The organism is Sphingobacterium prati, assembly GCF_013167215.1.
Taxonomy (GTDB): domain Bacteria; phylum Bacteroidota; class Bacteroidia; order Sphingobacteriales; family Sphingobacteriaceae; genus Sphingobacterium; species Sphingobacterium prati.
Genome location: NZ_JABJWY010000024.1, coordinates 385,724 through 407,101, shown reverse-complemented (window position 1 = coordinate 407,101; position 21,378 = coordinate 385,724). Strand labels below are relative to the sequence as shown.

Genomic DNA, 21,378 nt, shown 5'->3' with positions numbered 1-21,378 from the left:
CTACATATAGTTTGCGGCTATTCAGACCAACTCACTAGCCAAATTGCTTCCCTCTGCCGGTCCGAGGGAAGCTCTTTTTGTTTTAGGGCTTTTCTGTACGCAGATAGCTGCTATTATTAAATTGATGCAGTGGAAGCGATATACTCGTTACAATAGGCAGGTCAGCTTCGGCCCAGTCGTAGTTCCTTAATTGAGCAGCATGACTATTTTGATATGTTCCAGTTTTAAGTAAGGTTTAGATAATTGCCATAGACAGATAATTCCGATAAATGCGATAGCACCGCCAAATACGAAGGATATTATGAGCAAAATAACCAAAACAGAAGCTTTTCGCTATTTCTTCTGTTCAAATGCCTGTAATACTTTTGATGCGAAAATAGGTGAATATTGAAGTTGTATACAAATTCGATTTATAATTTCTGCAAATACTCCAGATCCATACATTTCCTTGACGGGGTTGTTTTTATAGGGTGCTACCCAATTTTTAACTTCTTCACTTTTTAATATACCCATGATCTTTTCGGCTTCATCCTTCGTTTTTATTGGTGGAAGTGAGGCAAGTTCGCGCCATCTATCATCACTAAAATAAGTGTAGAAAAACCAATTATCTGTAACGATTCCTTTGTCCATGATGCTATCTGCCACATGACGCTCTACTTGGCTAGTTACATCAGCTGTTTCTATCTGGTTTTTTGTAATTCGTCGAAAAACTGTAATGGAAAATCTATTTGGAGGAAAGGGGACTGTTGTGTTAGGACTGCTGTCGAGGGACTCTGTCATTATCAACCAGCTATCACCATGCGCTTGTTGTCGGATGATTCTGTTCGTTTTTTCAATCTCCCAGTCTTTAGAGTTTAGGTTCAATGGTTGTTTTAGTTCAAGTAAGCTACCATGGAGTTTCATAAGAAGACTATCTTTTATAATTATGCGCCCCATCTCTCCATCGGATATTATAAATGAATATGCGCGGTCTAAAACAAATTTCTTTTGCTGTGCAAAAGCGGCCGTAAAAAAGATCGTATTTAAGAGTAAACATGTGGTGATAAGAGTTTTAATTTCCATTCTTTCTGTATATAAAGTTCTTTGAAAATATGTTCTTGTAAAGTTCACTCATTCGCATTTTTCAATGTTTGAAAACACAGAACATGAATAATCCACTATTTTCTCATTTTTATTTTCGTAGCACCACGATCATACCGCTTTCCATCTTTCGCGCCATCCCAGACCTCAGTGATACTACGAACTTTAATAGGAGCCTCTTTCTCTAAGCGTATTAATTTTTTGCAAACTTTTCTAAAAGTCCTATTCCATCGCCTTTTATCTTGTTTCTCCGATTCCGTATTGGTAATTCCGAATATTTTAGTTTTTCGTACCGATCTCGACATAAGTTTACTGTTTTGCACAAATATAAAGATATCAGCGATTTCTACTTTAAGATTGTTTCGGTCAACAATTCAATCTTTCCTCAAAGATCAGATAATATTTTATTATTTTTTTGCCACATTAAGCTGGTCACGAGGGCAAAGTCACATATTAATAGCTATCTAAACCTCCCTTAAACTTTTCGGTCTATAAGATCGAGGGGGTATTAATACCGTATTTTTCAATATAGTTAACACGCATAGCCATTAATTTATAAATTTTGCAACCGTCTTTATAAAATCTAGCAGGTATTCTGAAATATACTCTTGCTCTTCCTCAGATACTTCCGGTTGATAACCTTTTGGAAGATAGAAATGAAGCGTCTTTTCGTTCCAAAAACAGCGTGCATTGTATTCGGTAGAGTCAAGCATCTTCTTAAGTTTTGCTTTGCCATTGAAAGCATCAAATCTAAAAATTGCCCTTTGATCGACATGAAGCCGGAGTCCCTCTGTATAGTCGCATTTTAGAATGGAATCCTCTATGTAAAAGCTTCTATCAGGAAATTCAGATTCAAGCAACTTTTGGATCAAAGGCAGATGAAAATCTGTAGAGTTAATATAAGGTTCTTCAATTTTCGGACTAAAGAGTCTGTTTTTTATGGATCGGGATGCACTTTTGATTGATTCAACTTCAATCAAAACATCTTCGAATATTTCCGGATCATCGCTCTTGGTAAATAAGATACCCATCTCTCGATTATATCTTTCAGAATACTCATGTAGGTTCATCGACGACATCACCATAGTTTCGTCGTTTATGTAGCATTTAGCATGCAGGTTCTCGCAAAATAAAAGCTCAAGGTGTTCCAGGGCCATCAACTTTTCCAATTCAGGCTTTGACAGTTCCACTTTACCATATATAATGGTCATTTTTACTTTCCTTTTATTCGCGTCTTTTAACCGCTGCTCGAACTGCCAACTCAATTTGAGATAAGGTGTAATTAACGTCAATTGATTTAAAGCCTTTCTTACAATATCTTCAATACAAGATGCGGTGCCGGTTGTTGTCAAAAATTTTGCCATAGAAATATCTTATCACAAATTACAAATTTTGTGTACATTATCAAAGCAAGCGAAATCTTGATTTCAAAGAATGTAGGCTTATTTCAATCGACACCCAGTTATAGATACTTACTACTAGCCCTACTCTTTATTTCATATCTGTTAATTTGCTGATAAAGGAATAATGCAACTCCTTAAGCTCTTTCAATCCTTTATGTGGCACGGTTTGACCGAAATCACTGGCATCATTACTCGAAATACCCAGATACCGTCACATTTTAATCAGACTTCTAAAACTCTAAACCAAGGTGGTGTATTTTGCAGCGGAATTACTGGTGCTTAAATAGTAAAGTAAAATTTGAGATAAGATTATAGATCATTTGAAGAAGTATCCTGATCTGCAAATGAATCGTAATAGTCTCTGATAGTTGCTTTATCATCAAGCATCTCGCGTATGATCAGATTGTCTTTTATGATAAGGACAAACTTTTTCTGGGCTTCACAAAAGCGCTTTACTAAGGAAAATGGGTTTGGGAATATTACTTTCAGATCCTGTTTATTGAGTAATGCGTTGGATAGTTCATTGTTATGTTTGTCGCCACTGTAATACCGGTTGACAAATTTGGTTTTGATGATTGGTGAGTCTGACTCTGAATAATCATCTTTATCATCCTCATAAGTCCAGATGGGATGATGTACTAGGCAAAATGTTTTAGGATGTTTTAAGAAATTGGCCCAGCGTTTTACCTCATAAAATACCTGAAAGTGCTTTTGCTTGTAGGGTTCAGGAAGTTTGACGATATCGAAATATCAAATATCTGTTCCACCTGGAGGTATAGTAGGAATATAAAAGTAGTAAAGGTGGTGTATTCGTCATTAAAGAGGCGATAACCCAGTAAAAATGTTTCGATCCTGCGGTTGGATTCGTTCATATTACAGCCGATACAATTATGGGCATCTTCTGAACTAAAAAACTGATGAATAGAACAGAAGAGAGAATCATCGCCTTCACAAATAATATCAGTAGGCGTGTTATGAAATTCAACGTAATAAATCAATACTTCCTGAAAAATCTTTTTTAAGGCATTCGTGTCGTTTATATTCGTATAGTGGGCTTCAATGATCTGTTTTGTCTTTTCCTTCATAAGTCTTTTTGGTTATTAAATATGATTACTAAAATAAAAAATAAAAGGGTTAGATAAAAATGAGATTGTTATGGAGATCAGCAGGTCCTTGTTGGATAGGACCTGCGATAAAAGGAAAATACAGTATTCAAACTATCATTTATATTATTTCAAATACCCGTATGTCAAAAAGTTTTACACATCGTTTGAACTCCTAAGTATTTGAACTAAATTCGACCTAAGGGGTACAATTGGATAGAGACTGCTTGTTGCATTTTAGTAGATAATCTGTATAAGGTAGTTCATTCATTCAAAAAGGTACTAGCTAATTTCGTTATTGCTTTGAGGGCACTAGCCAACCCCTTCAAATATTTAAGTAGCGTAGAAATTTATGATAGAATGGGAATATCTAGCCAAGCAATATAAAATTGAAGGTGCAAGAAGCCGTTTTGAGGAAGTATGCACCGCAGTACTGATCAGGAAATTTCCTGAACGAAATGTAAAAAGTCCACAATCAAGTTCAGGCGATGGAGGTATTGATATCTTTATTGGCGATTTAGGTACAGCTAAGGCAGATATATTCCAGTGTAAATTCTTCCTTAATAGACTTGGTCCCTCCCAGAAGCAGCAAATCGGTTCATCTTTCCGCAAAGTTATTTTAGCAGATAATTTCAGAGCGAGCAACTGGACGTTATGTTTACCTATTCAGTTGACAAAGGAAGAACATATTTGGTGGGCACAATGGAAACAAAGACAGGAGGTTGAATTTGATCTGGGAACAGGTTTTATACGGCTAATGGACGGTCTTGAACTTCTTGAGGAACTAAAGCAACATGGGCTTTATGACCAAGTGTTTGATGAGCACGTCAAACAGGACATAAAATTGATGCTCGAAAGAACAGCACCTAAAGAATTTAACCTTGAAACGGAGCTTGCAAGAGCTTCTAATTTTCTTGGTGCACTAAAGAACTACTTTTCAAATAATACGCAAACCCATTTAAAACGGAAACAAACCTTGCAAGTGCTGGAATGGATCACCAGCGAACCACAGGGAGAACAAATCTTGGGAAATGTACTGGTAATAAAAGGGAGGAAAGGAGTGGGGAAATCCACCATCATTTCAGATACTTATCACCAACTCATCAGTGATAACAAACAACATATACTAGCCATAAAATGCGATCAGTTTTATGATACAAATGCAGAAGATCTTGCCAAACAATTATTTAGTACAGGTATTTCATTTGAAGATATATTTTCTAAAGCAACAGCCTCAGGAAAACAGACTGTAATTTTGTTAGACCAATTGGATGCCCTGTCTCAAACACTTTCTACAGACCGCCGTTGGCTGAAAACCTATTTATCCCTTATTGATTACCTGCTTGAAAAAAGAAACGTAAAGATTATCCTCTCTACCAGAACTTTTGATCTTGATTACGACGCAGACCTGATCAGGTTTAACGACCTGCAACATGTAAAACATATAGAGGTGGATTTGTTATCTCTTGAAGAAGTTTCTTCTGTACTGAGAACCCTCACAATAAACATTAAGAATAATACACTGCTTGAACATTTACGTATTCCTTATAATTTGGAGCTTTTTACGAAAATTCCAGATCTGGATAGATTGCTCGGAAATAGTATTGAAATTAATGTTTCTAGGCTACATGCCGAACTTTATTTCCAAGTACTAAAAGCGAGGCATTTGAAGATAACAGACTGTCTTGCACTGATTGTCCAGCGAATGTACTCCAATTTGCCGAACATAATCGAAGAGCGGTACCTGGAGGCCTTCTCTTCAGAAATCGACTACTTGATATCGCATGGAATCCTGATAAGGCATGGGGCAAAATTATCTTTTTTCCATCAGTCATTCTATGAATATTACCTGGCCAGATGGTTTGTTGATAAGCAAATGGACCTTGTGACCTATATCTTTGAGCAGGAACAAAACCTCTATATTCGCTCGCTGATAAAAAATGTAATAGATTACCTTCGTGAGGCTGATCACACCATATATATCAGCCTGTATAAAAATATTCTAAGCGATAAAAACATCCGTTATCATATCCTTTACCTTTTCATCACCACCTTAGGACAGGTCGAGCAGCCATCGGAAAAAGAACAGCAGATGGTTTACGAAATGCTGAATTGTGAACATGGAGCGTTATTTGGGGAAGTCTTCAATTCTGCTGGGTGGATGGAGTTTTTGATGGAAAATAATCTTTTGCCTAAAGGCACCAATGAGCTATATCCAATTTTGCACCGAAACCTTAATGCATTTCCAGAAAAAATTCTCAATTTTATTGAATGTTCAGCATTACCTAACCAAGAAAACCTGATTGCAAACTTGCTGTATTCAATTAAAGAATGGAAGGTAGGTCTATTGCCTTATTTTGAAAAATATTATCCTTATTCGGAAAATAATGAACTATGGTATTTTGAGATGCTGAAGAAAATTGCAATAATTGATTTCAAATTTGTTCTTGAAAAACTTAAACCGATTTTCGTTGCTCAGCGAAAGGAAAAAGAACGTTTGAAATTTGATTACCGGTATGATCGGATTGTCGAGCATCTTTTCAAAATAGATCCACGCTCCACAGCTGAATTTCTTCTGAATGTCCAAATTAATATTCTTGAGGAAACACAAAATGCATACTTTGGAGAGTATGGGAGGATTTCCTCTCCACTTCTAGGTTCCAGTCATTATGATAGGGGACTACGTTACAAAGATGGAGCTGATGAGAAATACCTTGAATCTTTCCTGTTGCGCTATTACCTGACTTGCGAAAGGGCTGAACTATTAGATCTTTATCAAAATCAGAAAAACAGTAACTACGTAGTGTTGATTTGTTTGCTTATCAAGTTGTTAAGGGATCGTGCGGAAGAATTTATAGACGAGATTTTCGAACTGATTGAAATTCTCAACCAAAAAAATGGATTAAAAGGTTGGGATGACTTCTTTTCGCTCCAGGTCCGCATGCTGATCTCCCGTTCAATACTGCTCTTTAATAACGGCCAATACCGGGCAATTAAAGTTCTCTTATTAAACCTTAGTAGCCCTCGGGAAATTTACATTTGGACTTTTGAGGATGGAAAGCGCCGTTTAATATCAAATTTGGGCAAGAAGAAATACCTTTTCCTTAAGGGACTTCCTTCAGAAGTGCTAAAAATGGATCAGAAAATACGCAGATCATATTTGGAACTTCAGCGAAAATTCGGCGAAATTAACCATAACATTGCAATGGAAGCTAGTGGAATGAGGTGGGGTGGGGGTCAGTCTCCACTTAGCAATCCACATTTTGACAAATTTAACCATAAGGCATGGCTTTCCAGCATGCGCAAAATACATGAGGGCTACAAGCACGAAGATTTTATGAGGGGCGATATCCTTGAACACGGCCGCTCTTTCGAAAAAGCGGTAGAACAAAATCCAGAATATTTTTACGATTTCATTGATAAACTGTTCGATCAAGATGGTATTTCCCCAAAATACATTTCCCATGGTATTTCGGGATTGATCAGCGCAAAAAACAACATTCCTAAAACGGCAGAACTTATCAAAAAAGAAATCCGGTTATCCTATGACCGAGAGTATACACAGTATGCGGTATGGCATAGCGTGTTTTTAATTAAACACAAACTCGTCACCCAGGAAATTGTAGAATTCTGGGTAAAAGTAGCCAAATGGGAACCACATGAAAACGACAGACTCAATCCAGGTCAGGAGATCAGTGACTTTATCAACACTCCAAGAGGTATTGCAATGGACAACTTAATGCATTTAGGTGCCTTTCCTGAATATAGCGAAACGGTTTTTGAAACTATTGAATATATCCTAAGGCCAGGGCAGATTCCGACCAAGACGCTATCCTGTGGGATAATGACCAATATCGCTTACCTCAACCAGCTGAACTTAAACAGGTCTTTTGAAATTTTCAAAACACTGGTAGCATATAACGACCTGGACATACTGAAACATTCCATCAATACCGCGCAATATTACAATAATACCTTCCACTACCAGATGGGGTTTTATTTTGATCAAGTGTTGAGACATAGTGAACTTTATAAGAACGCTTATTTTTTTATTTCCAGCTGGATTTTTGAACGTATCGATGATTATCCTTTGTATGATAAATTTATGAAGCTTGGTGGAGACGTATTAAAATGCGCAATAACTGTAGCAGAAAAACTATTAGTCGGTGAGAATGGGATAGATAAACGGAGCATTCAGGTTTTAGATCGATGCCTGGCTCAAGACGGTGAAGACCTATCACATGAATTCTCAGGCTTAGTGTTGAGGAAATTTAAGACGAATCAATTTTTGGAACTCTATTCATTTATTGAAAAATATATTACTACCCGACATTTTGCAAAAGATCCTAGGTATCTTTTTGAATACTTGACTGAATGTACAGCTTCATATCCGTGCGAATGCCTGCAACTCCTCGGTAAAATGAATCTCCCGTTCGATGTAGACATGCGGGAAACTGCATATATGGGAGATGAACCGCTCATTTTGGTGCTGGCGATTTACTCCAAACTGCGCAGCCTAAAATTCAAATATGCAACAGAGCAGAAAAAAGCGCTAGATGAATTTGACAGAATGCTGAAAATACCTGCTATCCGAATCAAGGCACTGGAGGCAATGGAAAATGTGCTTAATTAATATTAGATTTTGTTTATCTAAATAAATAACCCCAAGACAATTAGGGAAATGACAGATCCAATTTGGAAACCTTCGTTAGCGGAGTCAGGTTCAAAAAATAAATTAAAATTCAAATTAAATGGATGTCATAGAAATTATTAAACAAAAGAAATAACTGAACATAAGTTGTACAAAGTGGGACGAGTCAATGCAATATATAACTCTATCATTTGAACCAGAGCAAGCTAATCACATAACCATAGTTATCTGCGTAAAAGCACTGCTCGTTCATTTTACGATTGGCACGGTAATCGTTGAGAAAAGGAAAGAACCAGTCATCTGGATTGACTTCCTCTATGGAAGAAAATCTGCTATCTGGTTTAGTAAAGAATTCGCCCGCAACGGTCGTCGGCGGTAAAGTTCCGTATACCTTAAAACGAAATGGCCATTTGGGGAAATATTCGTTTCTTCCATACCATTTTACGATGTTATTTTCCGAAACCACAAACATCATCTCGTGAATACAGGTCTGGCAATATCGTATGGTCGCTGCTAAAAGGCTAACTTGGAAGCTCTCGGAAATTGCCTTGATCTTATCAAGGGAAAAATTTTTGACCTGATCAAAGTAATATAATTTATCATAGGGCATCAAAAGACAGCCGGCAAAGTAGTCAGCCTCCAGTTCAATAGGATCACTGTTATTAAGATCTGTAATTGAGCCGTGCGGTTCTAATAGGCCATTTTGCAAGCCAATACGATGTTCGTTGATGTAATAATGTGCAATTTCGTGAGCCAGGCTAAATCTTCCCCTGGTAGTTTCCAAGCTATTCTTTCTGTCGATATTCAAGTGTATGTGGAATTCCCCTTCATCGAACACGAGCATCCCGTCAAAGAAATTTTCGTAATGATCGATATACAGATTGATTTGTTCAGACTCGACGATCAGGTCGAGCCGCGTTACATTCTTTGTGGAAAATTGGACTGAAACAAAGTCTGCTATCTTATTCAGTTCCTTTTTCCGATGCCCCGTTATCATCTTTTGATCTTCCATCTTGGTTCTTTTTCATTTTGTCCAAAATATGCTGGGGAACATTAGAGCCCTTTCTAGCTATCATTTTCAAAGGAATAATATCTTTTTCTTCCGCTTCTTTTTTTAATGGTATTGTCCTGGTTTTCAGAGTTCCATTAAAGATCTTATCAAAATCAACCTGAAAACTGGAAGTGTCTTCTGCCTCTTCCGGATAAAGTTTGTCAAAACGAGCCAATTCCAGCTCATTCCGTGGAAACAAAAATCCAGTGGATGCCAACCATTCAGTTATGTTGTCAGGAGTGATATGTAATTTATTTTGAGCCATAAATTTCTAGGTACTCTTTAATCTTGTCAAACGCTTCTTTTTTGTAAAACTGTATTGTTGCCTGGGTCAACTGTAGTTCCGTCCGGAGTTTTTCCGTCAATGCTCTGGGGAGTTTGAAACCTTGCTGAGCATACTGTTGATAGGTGAGGTATATGATTTTATGCTTGGGAGAAAGCCTCTCCAGTGCCTTTTGGACCAATTCATATTTTTCTTTTATTTCTTTGAGTTTCTCCGGTCTTGCATCTAGCGCCTCTAAAGACGGCATATCATATATAAGTTCCTCCTCACCAGTAAAAGGACTAGGATTGTGTTGCTCATTGTAAAAATCATTGAACATATTCTGCGCCATCCGATACAGATAAAACTTGATACCCGAATCATAATCCTTTGCCTTTTTTTTATCAAAAACGTATTTGGGATATTTCAGAAATCGTTCAAATGTTCGTTGCGCGATGTCGTCAGCAATATGCTGGTCATATCCTCTATTTCTACTAATCACTCTGCACTTTTTCGCTAAGTCTGCCTGGAAACGAAAACAGAAGGCTATAAATGCATCCTGTGCCTGTTCGCGCATATCTCTATCGGTAAACCAACTAATGTAGGTTACCAAGTCTTCAGTGGATTCCGATTTCAGGTCTTGCCAGGCCATTTATAAAAGCGATCAATTTAATATACCCAAAACCGTTGGTAATGGTTTTGGTAGCATAGGTGGATACCGTCCGCTACATAAAGATAGTATTATTCATTTAACAAAAAATAAAAATATGAAAAAGAACAAAGACGTATTTGTAGTAAAACATGGAGATGACTGGGCAACAAGAACAGCAGGCAACCAAAGGGTAACCCAGATTTTCGATACCCAAAAAGAAGCGATTGACTTTGGCAGGCAGCAAGCCATCAGGAACAATTCGGAATTGACGATTCAGAATCGTCATGGACAGTTTCGTGAGAAAAACAGTTACGGCAATGACCCGAAAGATATCAAAGGATAGGATGGAAAAAGAAAGACTAAAATACTGTATCGATCGATTCGATCACTACTATGATAGTGTTAACAACAAAAGTTCAGTCTTCCTCGGTCTGAGCACATTCATAGTGGGCGGACTTGTCGCTGGTTACTTTTTGGTAGACCAGTACGTTGATTGTGGACTTTGGACGCACATGCTGATGATTGTTCTGATTGGGCTCGGAGTAGCGAACATGATTGTTGTTGTAACCGCTACAACGCCGTTTTTTGGAAAGGATAGTGATTCGCTTCATTTCTTTGGATCTATCGGCTGTATGGAAATTGGTAAATTCTGTTTGGAGTCGGAAGCAATGATAGACATGGATGTCGAACTCAAGGATCTTAGGTGCCAGGTTCATCAGCTTGCTTGTGGTCTGAAAAGAAAGTTCAATAAACTGAAAATTGCAGGTATACTATTTACCATTCAATTTTACCTATTTCTGCCCTTATTTATTAACATAATCTGTAACCTAAAATAAATATTATGCATATTTACGACGACTATTTAAAGCCGATCCGCGAAGCAATGAAGGCGGATCCGAAGTTCAGAAGAATGAATGAAAACTTTTCCTCTTCGGCAACCAATCTGAAAAAGGGAATGGAGTATAAAACCTTTAACCAACTTGTCCCCGAAAAGCGTCTTCTTCCTAATCTAGCGGATTTTGCAAGGGAACTAGGTCTCTCTCCAAACTTCGATCAAAGCCTGGGACTTCACCCTGATTTTTCTGATCTCAAACATTCAGAGAGATTAGAGGAGCATTACATTGTTTCTATGTTCGTTGATATTAAAGGTTCTACGAACCTTTTTAAGAAATATACGCCCCAGACCGTTTGGATCATCACCAACACTATACAACGAGCTGCAATACACACCTGTCTAATTTTCGGTGGATATGTACACCGTCTACAGGGTGATGGCCTGTTCGTCTATTTCGGAGGAAAGAATATGTCCGCTGCCATGGCGGTGCAAAGGTCCCTTCAGTTTGCGAGTGTATTCACCTATTTTGTAAAGGAAGACCTGAGAAAGTTGTTCAATGAACAGGGAATAGAAAATATATTCACGCGAATCGGTATCGATCTTGGCTATGATAGGGATGTCATATGGGGTATGGCTGGGATCGGAGAGATCAGCGAGGTTACCACCTGCAGCCTGCACACAAGTCTAGCCAGTAAGATGCAATCGCGAGCTATGAGCAATGGGATTGTGATTGGTGACTATGTCAAAAATGAAACTCCAGCACTTAACGACTATTATACCCCGGTATGCCACAGAACGAAAAGTGAAAATGACCGTTATATCTTTCAAATTCCAGATGAAAGGTTTAACTATACACAATATGACTTTAATTGGTTATCTTTTCTCAAACGACAGGATTTTATAGCGACAGATCTATATGGGCAATTGCAGCTCAAGCAAAAGGCGGTAACGATACCAAACAGAAATCTGGTGAACTTGGCACCAATTGCAGCCACTAGCAAACCTTATTATGACTTTAAATAAAAAGAAGTCGGTTTTTGAAAAAGATTTTGCGGAAGTGAAGGAACGCTTTCCGAAGCTTACTTATGGCTGGGACAAAAAAAGTAACTTGTGGGTAGTGTCTGGGAAACTTGATATCTGTGATATCGCCGGGGCGTACTGGAATACATTCGAGATAATGATCCTAGTTCCCAAAGGCTACCCATTTTGCGTACCTGTCGTGATCGAGCGAAGCGAAATCATTCCCCGTAATATAGACTGGCATGTTTCGCCTGAAGGTATTTGTTGCCTAGATGCAAAGCAATCACTTTTAGCCCTGTCAAAAACCGGAATTGAACTAACAGATTTCATCGCCGAGAAAGTCTATACCTTTTTTGCTAATCAGGTATATAGACTTGAATCTAAGAAGTATGCCGGCGAAGAATATGCCCACCATACTGCTGGCATTATCCAATATTATCTGGAAGATCTTAAGTTCCCATCAGTTGAAAAAACGGTTGCCATTTTGCAAATGGTGTTGAGGAAAGATGCTTTGGGAAGAAATGAAAAATGTCCCTGTTCCAGCGGGCTTAAATCTAAGCACTGTCATTTGCGGTCGATAGAGACCATCAAGTCATTCGGCTACGAGGAGATCAAGTCCGATTTAGAGAAAATTACTTGCTATTTAGCTGGGGCTAGCTAAATAGCTTTAATTTAAATAATTATAAAGATAATCGAGTATTTCTTTCAATGAATTAACTCGACCTAGAAGTCAATAGCTTCCGAAAAAGTTTTTAAAAACAGGTCCCAACCCCGAAGAGGGTAGTAGTTGAATACTTGGCATAACAACGATCGCACATCCTTTAGTTAGGTAAACTAGGTAAATCCATTCTATGCCCTGAGGCCTGGATCGACAAAATGGCAATGATGGGAAGTTGTGATGATTTTTGGCATAGCCTAAAAAATAGTAAGTTGACTAATAGCACCAGATCTCCATTTCAGCACCACAGCTGATGATCCGTTCATATACAGGGATCGCTAATTCATAAACGTTGTTATTCTTGCGGTTTTGTTTGGAAGTTTTGTTGTGATCGAATCCAGGTTGTGCTAGAACGACTCGGAATTTCCAGGCATTGGCTGCGAAATCATCTCGGATATCATAAAATACCTTTTTCGTACCTAAAACCAGGTTTGATTTTTGAGTCAGTCGAGTATTAAGCTGATTTAAAAGCTGGGTAGAAGAAATCCAATTGACACAACGTAGGGCTTGGGCAAATAGGATATCGGAATCTTTCACCCTGCAACCCGGAGTGTCCTTTGATGAAGGTTTGCAGTGGACAAAGGTGATAATTTTGTTTGTTCCATCAAACCAAACCAAATCCGAAATCTCATGACTACCATCGTCCAGTACCAGTACATCAGTGGCCGGATTAAACTTTGGTTTGATCTTTTCGACAACTGCGTTTATCACCGGTAGCTGATTAGCGGGGGCTGCGTTGTCATATCTTTCCTTTGTAATTTTGCAGTTACTCCAATCTTCTTTTACCCAGAGTGCTGATGGTAGGGATTCAATCTGGCGGTTTGGGGTAATCTCATTATTTCCGATGATAACATTTCCCTCCTGCATCACGAGCGTCGGTGGATAGTCGTTCAATAGCTGTTCCAGGTTGTCCTCTGTAACCTGCTGTTCATGATGGTCGGCTCTGACCGCTATTGGTGTAGTATGAATTATTTTCCATATTCTGTCTTGAGTGAGATCCATAGTCACCTGACATTTGAAAGAATCAATTTCTAGGGTACATTCTAGTATCTTTTGCGCAGTGAGGTTGTCAATTTTTACAATTGGGAGGACGTTCCGGAAAGTATCATTTTCGACCTGGATAATTAAGGTGCTTAGGCGAAAAAACCAATCATCCAGAATAGCTGCCATTGGCTTGCTTGGCAAAGCACTGACCGGTCTAGTGGTAGCCAGAAAACCCAGATTGGGAATTGATTGCGTGGGAGGTCCCTGCATCAAATTACCAAGTTCATCACACCAATCCTGCCATTCCGAAAGAGATCCTCTACGCATGGCCCAGATCCTGCCTCGTTTTGTAGCAATACCCCAGGCATTATCTTCATCCAGTCTGAGCAATGCGTGTCCAGCGCCAAAAGTACGGCCTTCGCTAGCCCTAATGGAGGATTGGACCGCGGTGCCAATCAACGTTTTGTAGGCAGGTTGTGATGCGCCAGTTCCGACAGCGTTTTTCATGCCGACCATTATGTAGTCTCCACTCTTGAATATCGACAATACCTTGAATAACCTACCGTATGGGATCGGCTTTAGTGTTGATGTGATTAATTTTGAACGGAACGCCCTAAGTGCTTTTTCACTTGTAGTCAATTCAAATACCAACTGATAAGTAGGATTATGATAAAAAAGATGGACATCTAGAACATCCTCGGTAAATAGTATTCTGCTTGACCAGTCCAATGGTTTCAAGGAACCGGTGATGATGGCCAGCGCTGAATCTGGGTTTTCCTGTTGTGTGTGTACAATTTCCACCTCGCCATTGATCTGGGTCTCAAATCCGCTTGCAAACTGAAATCCAGAAGGTGCCTGATAAACCAATACGCTAAAGAACACATTGAGCTCAGGAAACTCGAAGTCGTTCTGACGCCATTGTGCAGAACTGTAATGTCTCGCGGTTTTCAGCTGTTTATCAATAATACCTGGAATAATGATATCCCATGCTTGGTCAGATCTGTATAACCTGCTTACTTGTCCTTTCACCTCGTCGGTATTTGCAATCAGGATTGCAGATCCTTTTTGATCCTTCCCAGGTCTGGATATCCGCCCTAGAAACTGGATCGTATATGGGATGGATCGTGGGGTAGCATGTAAGACCGCAACCTTGAGATTGGGGATATCAAGGCCCTCGCTGGCTATTCCGACGCAAACCAAGGCGTTTAACTTGCCGTCTCGCAATGACTGTATAGTTTGGGCATTATTTGCGTCGCTTTTTTTTGAATGGACTATGCCAAATTTAAGAGTTGGTTCTGCTTGCTGATATTTCTCCAGAAGATTTTCTGCCTTTACCACCTCATCTGTACGGATCAAGAGAGCGGCGTTGGGCGAAGTTTTTAACTCCTCCAAGATCGTCTCAATCGCACTATGGATAAGAGCATCATCACTCTGGTCAGCTGTCAGTCCTGCAGCAGAACCTTTAAATACCACTGGTCGGAGTATATTATCCTGAAGAGCAATTTCAAGGGGATAATGGTAGGCGAGCTTTGCTTGCATCCTTTTTCGATCTCGCCTGAAAGGTGTTGCTGTAAAGAAGATACGTTTAATTGTTCTGTAATAATCATTGATCGCATTCCAGGTGGTGGCGGGTTCATGATGAGCCTCATCCATAAATACCGCATCGATTGAATTAGCCGGCAGAGGACACAGTTCTTTATAGTATGGGGAGATACTATTTGGGTGCGCCACAATTACATCATATTCCTTCAAAATTTCAACCCATTCCTCCTTGTGTTTTATTCGTTTGGATATTTCCTTTGCCTTAAGTCCGGGAGCTCCATCTGGCAGACAACCAACGTCTTTCAAAATCTGCAAACTACTGAATTGCATGCAGAGCTGCTGGCGTAGGATTTTGGAGGGAACAACAATCAAAATTTTCCTAAGGCCAAGCTCAAAGCAAGCAGCCATCATGAGCGCCGTCTTTCCTGCCCCCGTTGGTAAGCTCACCAGCGCAGATATCTCATGGTTTGTGGTAGTGAAAAAACTTTTGAGCGCCCAAACCGCGCCAAGTTGACATTTACGTAAACCATTACCTTCGTTTTTTTCGGGCTGAAGTTTAAACTTAGAACCGTGTTGTTCGAAATAAGACATAAATCAGATTTGAAAGAAAGTTATTAAAAATAGCTGGAAGAGGTGGAAATGCAGAAATAAAATTCTTAGCCATAATTGACAGTTTTATTTGACTTTACAAACACCTAATAGGTTTTAATTTGTTATATAAATAGATGTCTTGTATCAAATTTCTATAATTATTTAAATCTCTATTCCTCTCAAATTTCTATAAAGTTTAAGGGCGAATAGATCTGTCATTCCAGAGATGAAATCTATTATATGCATTACTTTTTGATAATCAGTTTCTTCTTCATTAAAGCTAAACTGTTTTGGAAGTAATTCTAATACTTTTTTATGCTCCTTTTCTCTTTTTGTTTTTGGAGTCAGTGCTGCGGTAACGAAATCCTCTACTAATCCAGACATTATTCTAAATCCGGCTAGTTCTAGCTTAACTACCTTTATATTATTGTATATCTTTTCATCGGAAATTTCTCTAATCTTTTTTAAAGTGGGTTGAATTTCCCGGATATCTTCTAAAAGTGTGTTTGCATATTCACCGTCAATTATTTTCGACTGGTTCTCTATAAACCTTTCAGCACATTTCAAAGTTAAAGCATTGATCGATTTAGCCCTCAAATAGGAAAGTGCTTCATTTTTATCATCTTCTAAAGTCAAAACTTGTTCCTCTATCCAACTAATCTGATCCGGTTCACAGAAGTCTATAAGAGATATTAGAAGTTCTTTTATAACGGCATATTCAATTATTCCCAATCTGTGCGCATCTTCTAAATCTATTATACTATAACATATATCATCTGCAGCTTCTACTAAATAAACAAAAGGATGTCTTTTGTATCTTACTAAATGATCTTTCCTATGCACAATCAAATTAAGCTCATTTGCAATATCTTTAAAAACACCTTCATCAATCTTAAAGTAGCCATATTTCTTTAAATGCTTTTCGCCATCTTTACCCTCAGAACCAAGAGACTCACATGGGTATTTTATAATTGCTCCGAGAGTTGAATAAGTGAGTTTAAATCCTCCTTTTACTTTACCTTTCTGTTGCATTGTTAGAATTCTGAGTGCATTTGCGTTTCCTTCAAAGTGTGTTAAATCTTGCCACTCGTTTTCAGAAAATTTTTTTCTGAAATCCATATCTTTTTGTTTTTTTCTAAAGTATTTAGAAATCGCTTCTTCACCTGAATGGCCGAATGCTGGGTTTCCTAGATCATGAGCTAAGCAAGCCGATGCTATTACATTTTTAAGGTTATTACGATAGAATCGCTTAGCTTCTTGATTATCATTTACTTCTGGTGTATCAGATAAATGTTTTCCTATTTTTTTGCCCAAAGACCGGCCAACACTTGCTACTTCTAAAGAATGTGTGAGTCTATTGTGTACAAATACTTCTTCAGGTAAAGGGAATACTTGTGTTTTATTTTGTAATCTTCTGAATGGACTTGAAAAGATTATTCGATCCCAATCTCTTTCATATTCTGTACGTATTCCTGCTTCGTTATTTTCAAATCCATATCTACGAGACGAAAAACAATTCGTCCAAGTCATCTTATTGTTCATTATATTACAATTAATTAATACCAAGTTCTTGTCTTACCCTTAGTTGTTTTTTACATCCAGAGCATTGTCCACAAGCTATGTTTGAAATATGACAAGAATGAGCGATTGATAGAAGTTCAAAGGGTACTTTGTAGGTTTCTGCTAATTCATGACTATAATAATCCAAAGTATCTGCATGCACTGAGATATTTCCCTCTTGGTAGGTTAATAACTCATTTATTTTTTCATAAAAAGCTTTAGTACCATCTCGATGAAAATTATCAGATTTAACAGATGCCAAATGCAATTCATTAACTCCATCTTTTATGGCTTGCATAGCAGCTAGAGTTATTAGCAGCTGGTTTCTATATGGCCACCATTCTTCGGAAGGGGAGATTGATATACTTTCAGTATTAGCTAAATTTCCAGATCCTAAAGATTTACAGTCTACAGATATAACTTTGTGTTTGATGCCCAATTCTTTACTTATATATTTTGAAACATAGATCTCTCGTTCAGCTACTGTTTGTCCGTAGTCAATAGTATAAGCTATATCGGGTTTTATTCCATATGTTAAACAAATCGAATCCACTCCACCAGATAACAAAATTCCTTTTTTTATAGACTCCATATTGTATTATAAATTGCAGATGTAAGATTATCATAAAGTTTAATATCAGCCGGTTTAAGCATTAAAAGATGATTTTTTTCACAGGTTCTTTGATATCCAATGATCTTTTTGTCATGCGCTAGTGCAAAACCAGATTCAATTAATGTTCCAGAATCTAGATTGTCAAAAACACAAAAAATAATATCTGATTTCATAAGACCTTCAATATCTTTTCTTGCAATCGATTCATCATCCCCGAATCCGATATCATGAAACGGAGAAAATACTTTTACACCAAAATCCAGAAAAGCAGTCCTTATTTTATCAATTAGGATTAGCTCTGCAAGGCTGAAAAAAGGGGCGGCTAAATAAACTTGTTTCTCTGATAAGTCAGAGAAAACATGCTCTTTGTATTGCTTATTCTCTATTGAACTCGTATCAATATAAGCTTGGATATCACAAAAATATGCTGTAGATAACGAGGCATACAAAGCACATTTTTCAAGAGGTAAATCCTTCTCTAACCAATAATAACCAAAACTTCCGGTGAAGATGTCCCCAGATCCGATTTTATGAACGTTAGAGGTAATATATGATGGAATATCAAACTCATATTGATCATAATATAGTTTGGCTCCATGTGGGCCGTTTTTTATAATAAGAGCATAAGCTTTTTCTTCCTTGAAAAAGAAAGTTTTTATATCTTTTATATCTTTGCTACCGGAAATTGATTCCGCTTCGCTTTTATTAACTATATAAATTAATTTTTCAGCTTCACCAAATGCTGAAAATTTTTTCGGTTTAACCGCTGTTTGAGGGTCGTATATTACCTTTATTCCTTTTATATTAACTTCTCCTTCTAATAATCCAAAACATATAATATTGTCATCACTTATCATTATGTGCTCTGATTTCACGATGTTTGGCAAACTTGGAAAGATCATTGGATTGTCTAAAGCGAAGCTATATTTAAAGGTTATCAATTCAGGGCTCGTAAGAAATTTGAAATCTAGTGCTGGATAAGCCTTTTTGTTTTCCTCCAGATATAACAAAGTCTCTTCATTTCCAAAGGTTACATATTTTACTTTACAGTTATTCTCCAATAAAAATTTACTAGATCTGAAACCAGAACCAAATATTTCATGAGAGACATTATCGTAATTAATTTCTCTATAGGTACCACCGACAACAGCTATCATATTCTTCTTATATTAACAGTACAAACAGGTGTATTGATAGCAGTTATCTTCGCAATATAATTGTTTCCATCATTAATACATTGTTTAATGTCACTAGTATTTACGTGGACGATAGATCCTAGGATCTGGCCATTCCCATTTACTGTCACTAAAGCGCCTGTAGCATTAATTTCTACCTGCAAAATGTCTCCAGCAGAATGAGTTAATAATATTGTTAGGTTAATTGTTGAAAGATTTGTGGTAATTGTACCACTATTGCAATCAAATTGCGCTCGCGCAGATGATTGATATCCGCGTTCTCCTCCAGATCCGCTCATTAGAATTTCTTTAAAAGGTTAATAATATATATCAAGATATAAAATATATTGTTGAATAAAAAAAATGCAAGTACTTTGTTACAAAAATAGCTTAGAAAATATGTTATTTTTAAGGGAAACCGTAATTTATGTGATTATAAAGTCTAAAAAATTAAAATGAATATTTTTTATATTTAGACAAGTTTGAAAAATAAAAAAACTGCGTTTGAATTCTATGACTTTATTGCTCTCGCATGGATAATTTTGATTTCTCTACTTTAAATAGTTCTGATTTGGAGGAACTTGTTTGCGATTTGCTAAATGCTAATTTGGTTGGATTAAAACCTTTTACTAGATATTGAACTTTCAAGGAGGGAAAAAGATAGAAGGATAGATATTTTGAGAATGTCCTGTGTGCAGAATCCGAATACTTTGTAACGCATATTCCGCAAGGCCCTATTGACAGATATATCCTTTTACATATTGTGTCCGATTTTTGAAATTTGAAAAGGTTATTAGATTAGATCGTATCTCGCTTGTTATTAATAGTTATGAATCTTTAAGCATTTGATATGCTTTTTCTTCATCGATGTAACTCAGATTAAATACAGGGATGATTAATTCGATATATATCCAAATATGGATATATTTGTAAAAAAAACAATAAATTTGATAGAAAAAATGCTAGTATATGCCAGAGGAGCCAAAAAACACTTTAAATGATCAATCTAATAAAGATCTTAACATGCAAGAAGATGTCGAGATTGAATTAGAGGATAATGATCCAACAGTCTCTTTAATGGATCGACCCTTTGATCCTGCCAAGATTAATATAGAAACTAAAACTCCATCGCTCGATACTTTAATAAAAAGGATGGAAAGGCTTACAATTCAAATGGATACTGATTCCTACTTTCAAAGAAAAGACGATTTATGGGATAAGGTGAAACAAAGTAGATTAATTGAATCTATTTTAATTAACTTTCCATTACCAGCTTTTTTCTTTGATGCAAGTGATGATAACAAGTGGCTTGTGGTAGACGGACTTCAACGACTAAGTAGTATTAGAAATTTTTGTGTTGAAAAAAAATTAAAGCTTACTAATTTAGAGTTTTTGGAAAAATTAAATGGTCTTGGATGGGATGATCTATCAATGGATCTACAAAGGATAATTGAAGAACACCAGGTGGTGATTTATAAAATTTTGCCTGGAACGCCCACAGATGTAAAATTTAATATATTTAAGCGAATTAATACTGGGGGGCTTGTATTAGAACCTCAAGAGATCCGACATGCTTTATTTCAAGGTAAACCATCTGTTTTTATAAAAGAGTTAGCTCAAAACCCTTCATTTATTAAAGCGACTGGTGGAAAAATTAAGACTCATAGAATGCTAGATCGTGACTTTGCAAATAGATTTTTAGCTTTTTATCTTTTGGGAATTGAGGATTACAATTCCGATTTGGATACTTATATGAGCAAGGCAATGGCAAAAGTTGGAACTTTTGATGATGAAGATTTAGACACTATAAAGAGAGATTTTACAAAAGCTATGGATATCTCTTATGCTATTTTTGGTGATAAATCTTTTAGAAAAATAGCTTTGGATAAATCTCGCACTCCTCCGGTTAATAAAGCGCTATTCGATGCAATTTCAACTAGATTTTCATTTATAAATGAAGAAGACGCTAAAATTTTAATTGAAAACAAAGAAGATTTTAAAGAGGGACTAGCATATGCGTTAGCATCGGATTCAGCTTTTTTTACTGCAATTTCGAGTTCTACAGGGGATCGATTTAGAGTTAAACTAAGGCACGATAAAATAAAGGAGATTATTCAAAAAGTATTAAATACATAGAA

The 21,378-nt window shown here is 37.2% G+C and carries 18 protein-coding genes; 6 read left to right on the top strand and 12 right to left on the bottom strand.

All coding sequences use genetic code 11. The features are described 5' to 3' along the window. Window positions 1-333: 333 nt before the first annotated feature. From HPC41_RS07715 to HPC41_RS07700, 4 genes are all read right to left on the bottom strand, one after another. Entirely contained in the window at window positions 334-1,062 is a 729-nt protein-coding gene (locus tag HPC41_RS07715; protein ID WP_172393452.1) for a hypothetical protein, read from the bottom strand. 95 nt (window positions 1,063-1,157) lie between these two features. After that, window positions 1,158-1,385 (bottom strand): hypothetical protein, encoded by a 228-nt coding sequence (locus HPC41_RS07710; protein WP_172393451.1) that lies wholly within the window; start codon window positions 1,383-1,385, stop codon window positions 1,158-1,160. A 243-nt stretch (window positions 1,386-1,628) separates the two neighbouring features. Continuing rightward, entirely contained in the window at window positions 1,629-2,444 is an 816-nt protein-coding gene (locus HPC41_RS07705; protein ID WP_172393450.1) for a phospholipase D-like domain-containing protein, read from the bottom strand. A gap of 722 nt (window positions 2,445-3,166) precedes the next feature. After that, complete coding sequence (locus HPC41_RS07700; RefSeq protein WP_172393449.1) at window positions 3,167-3,568, bottom strand: hypothetical protein; 402 nt, start codon at window positions 3,566-3,568, stop codon at window positions 3,167-3,169. Between the two features lie 370 nt (window positions 3,569-3,938). Here HPC41_RS07700 and HPC41_RS07695 point away from each other — a divergent pair, with 370 nt between their 5' ends. Continuing rightward, window positions 3,939-8,219 (top strand): AAA family ATPase, encoded by a 4,281-nt coding sequence (locus HPC41_RS07695; protein ID WP_172393448.1) that lies wholly within the window; start codon window positions 3,939-3,941, stop codon window positions 8,217-8,219. A 205-nt stretch (window positions 8,220-8,424) separates the two neighbouring features. Here HPC41_RS07695 and HPC41_RS07690 read toward each other — a convergent pair whose 3' ends face one another. Genes HPC41_RS07690 through HPC41_RS07680 form a run of 3 tightly spaced genes read right to left on the bottom strand, consistent with a single transcriptional unit; the run spans window position 8,425 to window position 10,202 of the window. Beyond that, complete coding sequence (locus tag HPC41_RS07690) at window positions 8,425-9,249, bottom strand: ImmA/IrrE family metallo-endopeptidase (RefSeq protein WP_172393447.1); 825 nt, start codon at window positions 9,247-9,249, stop codon at window positions 8,425-8,427. Further along, on the bottom strand, window positions 9,200-9,553 hold the full coding sequence (locus HPC41_RS07685) for a hypothetical protein (protein WP_216660693.1): 354 nt from the start codon (window positions 9,551-9,553) through the stop codon (window positions 9,200-9,202). Before HPC41_RS07685 ends, HPC41_RS07690 begins: the two co-directional genes overlap by 50 nt. After that, window positions 9,540-10,202: an RNA polymerase sigma factor gene (locus HPC41_RS07680; RefSeq protein WP_172393446.1), complete on the bottom strand. Its 663-nt coding sequence runs from the start codon at window positions 10,200-10,202 to the stop codon at window positions 9,540-9,542. The genes HPC41_RS07685 and HPC41_RS07680 overlap by 14 nt, the downstream gene beginning before the upstream one ends. 115 nt (window positions 10,203-10,317) lie before the next feature. Between HPC41_RS07680 and HPC41_RS07675 the strand changes: the two genes are divergently transcribed. Genes HPC41_RS07675 through HPC41_RS07660 form a run of 4 tightly spaced genes read left to right on the top strand, consistent with a single transcriptional unit; the run spans window position 10,318 to window position 12,718 of the window. Beyond that, complete coding sequence (locus HPC41_RS07675) at window positions 10,318-10,545, top strand: DUF2188 domain-containing protein (protein WP_172393445.1); 228 nt, start codon at window positions 10,318-10,320, stop codon at window positions 10,543-10,545. A 1-nt stretch (window position 10,546) separates the two neighbouring features. Beyond that, window positions 10,547-11,038 (top strand): Pycsar system effector family protein, encoded by a 492-nt coding sequence (locus tag HPC41_RS07670; protein WP_172393444.1) that lies wholly within the window; start codon window positions 10,547-10,549, stop codon window positions 11,036-11,038. Window positions 11,039-11,043: 5 nt separating this feature from the next. Further along, complete coding sequence (locus tag HPC41_RS07665) at window positions 11,044-12,060, top strand: adenylate/guanylate cyclase domain-containing protein (protein ID WP_172393443.1); 1,017 nt, start codon at window positions 11,044-11,046, stop codon at window positions 12,058-12,060. Next, on the top strand, window positions 12,047-12,718 hold the full coding sequence (locus HPC41_RS07660) for a YecA family protein (protein ID WP_172393442.1): 672 nt from the start codon (window positions 12,047-12,049) through the stop codon (window positions 12,716-12,718). Before HPC41_RS07665 ends, HPC41_RS07660 begins: the two co-directional genes overlap by 14 nt. A 273-nt stretch (window positions 12,719-12,991) precedes the next feature. Here the strand turns inward: HPC41_RS07660 and HPC41_RS07655 are convergent, their stop codons facing one another. The 5 genes from HPC41_RS07655 to HPC41_RS07635 all read right to left on the bottom strand — a co-directional run bounded on the left by HPC41_RS07655 (window position 12,992) and on the right by HPC41_RS07635 (window position 19,539). Then, window positions 12,992-15,892, bottom strand: a complete 2,901-nt coding sequence (locus HPC41_RS07655; RefSeq protein ID WP_172393441.1) for a DEAD/DEAH box helicase — start codon at window positions 15,890-15,892, stop codon at window positions 12,992-12,994. A gap of 162 nt (window positions 15,893-16,054) precedes the next feature. Next, window positions 16,055-17,434, bottom strand: a complete 1,380-nt coding sequence (locus HPC41_RS07650; RefSeq protein WP_172393440.1) for a deoxyguanosinetriphosphate triphosphohydrolase — start codon at window positions 17,432-17,434, stop codon at window positions 16,055-16,057. A gap of 10 nt (window positions 17,435-17,444) precedes the next feature. Continuing rightward, a complete protein-coding gene (locus tag HPC41_RS07645; RefSeq protein ID WP_172393439.1) occupies window positions 17,445-18,044 on the bottom strand; it encodes a 7-cyano-7-deazaguanine synthase in 600 nt (199 codons plus the stop codon). Beyond that, window positions 18,032-19,222 carry a PfkB family carbohydrate kinase gene (locus HPC41_RS07640; RefSeq protein ID WP_172393438.1) on the bottom strand — a complete coding sequence of 397 codons (1,191 nt, stop codon included), beginning with the start codon at window positions 19,220-19,222 and terminating at the stop codon, window positions 18,032-18,034. Before HPC41_RS07640 ends, HPC41_RS07645 begins: the two co-directional genes overlap by 13 nt. After that, on the bottom strand, window positions 19,219-19,539 hold the full coding sequence (locus tag HPC41_RS07635; protein WP_172393437.1) for a hypothetical protein: 321 nt from the start codon (window positions 19,537-19,539) through the stop codon (window positions 19,219-19,221). The genes HPC41_RS07640 and HPC41_RS07635 overlap by 4 nt, the downstream gene beginning before the upstream one ends. Before the next feature lie 670 nt (window positions 19,540-20,209). Between HPC41_RS07635 and HPC41_RS07630 the strand changes: the two genes are divergently transcribed. Continuing rightward, complete coding sequence (locus HPC41_RS07630) at window positions 20,210-21,376, top strand: DUF262 domain-containing protein (protein ID WP_172393436.1); 1,167 nt, start codon at window positions 20,210-20,212, stop codon at window positions 21,374-21,376. Window positions 21,377-21,378: the final 2 nt, after the last annotated feature.